Origin of the sequence: uncultured Granulicatella sp., assembly GCF_938030755.1 — a bacterium.
Lineage (GTDB): Bacteria > Bacillota > Bacilli > Lactobacillales > Aerococcaceae > Granulicatella.
The window spans coordinates 1-4236 of sequence record NZ_CALHIF010000077.1; the positions used below are offsets into that span (position 1 = coordinate 1).

At 39.6% G+C, this 4236-nt stretch carries 5 protein-coding genes; all 5 read right to left on the reverse strand.

Annotated features, from left to right (window positions below):
* Positions 1-76 precede the first annotated feature (76 nt).
* The gene (gene ffh / locus Q0594_RS08035; protein ID WP_298731092.1) at positions 77-1513 is read right to left on the reverse strand and encodes a signal recognition particle protein; all 1437 of its coding nucleotides are present in this window, start codon (positions 1511-1513) and stop codon (positions 77-79) included.
* 17 nt (positions 1514-1530) lie between these two features.
* Positions 1531-1869 (reverse strand): putative DNA-binding protein, encoded by a 339-nt coding sequence (locus tag Q0594_RS08040; protein ID WP_298731093.1) that lies wholly within the window; start codon positions 1867-1869, stop codon positions 1531-1533.
* Positions 1870-1953: 84 nt separating this feature from the next.
* A complete protein-coding gene (locus Q0594_RS08045) occupies positions 1954-2499 on the reverse strand; it encodes a TIGR00730 family Rossman fold protein (protein ID WP_298731094.1) in 546 nt (181 codons plus the stop codon).
* A gap of 53 nt (positions 2500-2552) precedes the next feature.
* A complete protein-coding gene (locus tag Q0594_RS08050; protein ID WP_048711175.1) occupies positions 2553-3332 on the reverse strand; it encodes an inositol monophosphatase family protein in 780 nt (259 codons plus the stop codon).
* Positions 3332-3613: a UPF0223 family protein gene (locus tag Q0594_RS08055; protein ID WP_298731096.1), complete on the reverse strand. Its 282-nt coding sequence runs from the start codon at positions 3611-3613 to the stop codon at positions 3332-3334. Before Q0594_RS08055 ends, Q0594_RS08050 begins: the two co-directional genes overlap by 1 nt.
* Positions 3614-4236 lie beyond the last annotated feature (623 nt).

Below are 4236 nucleotides of genomic sequence, written 5' to 3' on the forward strand. Positions count from 1 at the left end.
ATGATCGCCATAAAAAAACCGCAACCTTACTCGAGAGTAAGATGTTGCGGTTTAAATTATTTTATAACGCTGTTTCCTAACGTTTTTTCTTTAATTTTTTCAATTTATTTTGTTTTTGACGGCGTGCGTATTGTTGCATGCCGATTTGAGCGAGCTTGTTTCCACGTCCGCCCATGCCCATTTGGTTCATCATGCCTTCTAGGCCTTTCATATTCCCATTAGACATTTGGTTCATCATCTTCTTAGATTCGTTGAACTGTTTGATTAAACGGTTCACTTCTGCTAAAGGACGTGCCGAACCTGCCGCAATCCGTTTACGACGAGCTTGTGATAAGATATCTGGATTTTCACGCTCTTGTGGAGTCATTGATAAGACGATCGCTTTCATACGAGCTGTATCTTTTGGATCCACTTTTAAGTCGTTTAGACCAGCCATTTTATTTAACCCTGGAATCATCTTCAAGATGTCTTCTAGTGGTCCCATCTTATTCACTTGGTCTAATTGGTCGATAAAGTCATTAAAGTCAAAAGTGTTGGCTTTAATTTTATCCGCCATCTCTTGCGCTTTGGCTTCATCGAAGTCTTGTTGCGCCTTCTCAATAAGGGTCATCATATCCCCCATACCAAGAATACGAGAAGCCATACGTTCTGGGTAGAAGATTTCGAAGTCTTCTAATTTTTCCCCACGACCTGTAAATTTAATTGGTTTTCCTGTAACAGAACGGATAGATAGAGCCGCACCACCACGAGTGTCCCCATCAAGTTTTGTAAGGATAACCCCTGTGATGTCCAGACGTTCGTTGAATGTCTGAGCTACGTTTACGGCATCTTGCCCTGTCATTGAGTCGACAACGAGTAAGATTTCGCTTGGATTTGCGACTGCCTTGATGTTTTGTAATTCTTCCATCAAGTTTTCGTCAATATGCAAACGACCGGCCGTATCGATAATCACTAAGTCGCGACCATCAATTTTCGCTTTTTCAATCGCTTGTTTGGCGATTTCCACTGGGCTCACTTGATTTCCAAGTGAGAACACTGGAAAGTTTAATTGTTTCCCTAATGTTTGTAATTGGTCAATCGCGGCTGGACGGTACACGTCGGCAGCAACTAGTAAGGGACGTTTCTTTTCATGTTTTGCCATGAAGGAAGCGAGTTTACCAGCAGTTGTTGTTTTACCGGCCCCTTGTAAACCGACCATCATCACAACTGTTGGTGGTTTCGCTTCGAAACGGAACGGCGATTGTTCGCCCCCCATTAATTCTGTTAATTCTTCGTTAACGATTTTAACGACTTGTTGTGCTGGTGATAATGCTTCAAGCACATTAGCTCCTAATGCACGTTCGTTGACTTTACGCACGAAATCTTTTACAACTTTGAAGTTAACGTCGGCTTCTAAAAGCGCAAGACGCACTTCACGCATCATTTGTTTTAAGTCAGCTTCCGTAATCTTTCCTTTTCGAGAAACGGAAGTCATCGCATTTTGCAGGCGATCTGATAATCCTTCGAATGCCATAATTTCACTCCTTGAGTTTATTTATTCATCTCTTGTAATTTTGAAACGATTGAAGCAAGCTGTGTTGCCTCAGGATAGTTTTTTTGAATCTCTTTTTCTAATTCATCATAGTGCTCTTGGCGTTTATAGAAATCAGCGACCAGATGTAATTTTTCTTCGTAGTTTTCTAATAACTTTCCCGAGCGGCGGATATTATCATATACCGCTTGACGGCTTACGTCAAATTCTTCGGCAATTTCACCAAGCGAATAATCATCCCCATAATAGAGCTCCATATATTCGAGTTGTTTATCGGTTAAAAGGCTGCCATAGAATTCTACAAGCAAGTTCATTTGCGTTGTTTTTTCTAATTCCATTCATTGCCCTCCCTTAAACTCATATCCTTTATTATAACAAAGTTCCAACCTTTTCGCTATTAAAAATAAGCGCTAGAATCACTTCTAACGCTTTTTATAAGCCTCAATCAACTCTTCAATTTCATCCAATGTTTTCGCAAAATGAATACTGCTTCTGTCATCAATGCTCAGCAAGTTTGTCTCCACCATTTTGTTGAAAAAGGCTTCTAAATAATCATAATATCCTTCCATATTATAGAAGATACAAATGCCACTTGTTTGGCCTACACGCACCCAAGAAACCACTTCTGCAATTTCTTCGAGAGTTCCTGGACCACCAGGAAGCGCAATGTACACTTCACTGAGTTCGATCATCTGGTTTTTACGCTCGGACATCGTATCGACAATATGAAGTTTCGTGATATCTTGTTTCGCAATTTCACGGTCTACAAAAAACTTCGGCATCACGCCAATAACTTCTCCACCTTCATTCATCACGGCAGTCGCTACTATTCCCATTAGTCCAGTATTTCCACCACCATAGACAAGCGTGTAGTGATTTTTTGCCATCCACTTCCCTAGTTCTTCTGTTTTTGTATCAAATTCAGAGCAATTACTCTGACTCGCGGCGCAATAAACTGCAATATTCATATGTTCTCCTTTAAAAGAAAGAGGCGTAAAATCTTACGCCCCTCCACTCATTTTTATTTAAACGCTGCGATAATTTCGTCAGCAATATCTTTAGAACAGATAACACCTGTTGTCTTCTTGTTAGGAACTAAGAAGTCCACTTCTTTTCCATCCACTGTACTGTAGTGTAATCCTAATTCTTTAGCAATCACCATTCCTGGTGCGATATCCCAAGGAGCTAATAATGTTGAAACATACGCTACAGATTTTCCTAAAATCACTTGGATATGCTCGATTGAAGAAGCACCGTAAGTACGAGTAACCATTGCTTTACGAATCATTTCTGCTTCTTTTTCAGTCGCTTCTAATAACATAAATCCATTCACGTTAATGGAGCTGTCGCCAATGCTGTGGATTTCAGGAGTTGAAAGACGACGACCGTTGCAATAGGCACCGTAATCTTTAATACCGTATACGAAGCGATCACGCATGACATCGTAAATGTAACCTAATAGACCTACGCCATCTTTATATAAAGCAATCATAATACCGAAGTCTTCTTGACGTTTCACGAAGTTTAAAGTGCCATCGATTGGGTCGATTAACCAAACATACCCGTCCATTGAAGTTAATTCGTCACCGAAACCTTCTTCTCCCATGATTTTATGTGTTGGGAATTGTTCGCGAATTTTAGCGATAAAGAATTGTTCGATTTCTTTATCCACGTTTGTTACTAAGTCGTTACGGCTTGTTTTTGTATCTACTTTTAATGGTTCACCAAAGCTGTGACGGATTTTTTGTCCAGCCTCCATAATCCAGTCATTTACTAATAGGTGTGTTGCTAATAAATCCATTATTTTTTCAATCCTTCCATACGAATAATTTTTGTTGCGTTTTTACTTGCTTGGACCACACGATACAGGCTATATCCAGATGCTTCCTCGAATTCACGACCCAGTCTCTTCTCTTCACCGATACTACGGACTATCGTTTTAAATTCTTGGTACGCTTTTTTAAAAGCTTCTACTTGAATCCCTTTTTCGTAAGCCTCTTCGACCGCATTCCAAAGTTTGATGACTTTATTCATCTCTTCATGCGACCATTCCAAATCAATTGGATAACTATAATTGGCCATTTCGCCACCTCACAATCATACCTATTTAGTATACACTTTTTCTGCAAGAGTTTCCATTTATGAAGCAAAAAAATTAGTGATGAAAATGATAACTTCGAATCCTTGCGGATTTTTTCATTGTCGTTGTAATGGGGCACCACCTCTTGCCTTACGTCTTTCGCCTTTAAAGCCTCAAAGCAGGAGTAAGAAATAAATTTCTAACTCCTGCTAATTCGCATTTAATGCACTTCCCCATTACTACGACAATAAAATCCACCAGATTCTTCGTTATCATCTTCTTGGTGCTTTATATTGTTTCATACAACTCATCCAGAATTTACCAAATAGGTTGATTGCTCGCAATTTAGAGAAACCCGCTCAAACTTCATCACTGCTTTTCAGTTCGATTTGTTGATAGCACGTTCTTCAAACCAAATCGTTGCACTCTCTAACTCGAGAAGCACCGCTCCCTTTCCCTTGGGCACAAATCTCAAAAGAAAATCATTCAATTATGAATTACGTCGTATCCACGGATTCTATATTAGCAATAACGGGAATAGCATTAAAACGAGGGAGAAAGACAGAAATGCCATAGATACATTGTATCTATGGCATTTCGTTTTCTTTCCCCCACAAAGTTGAAT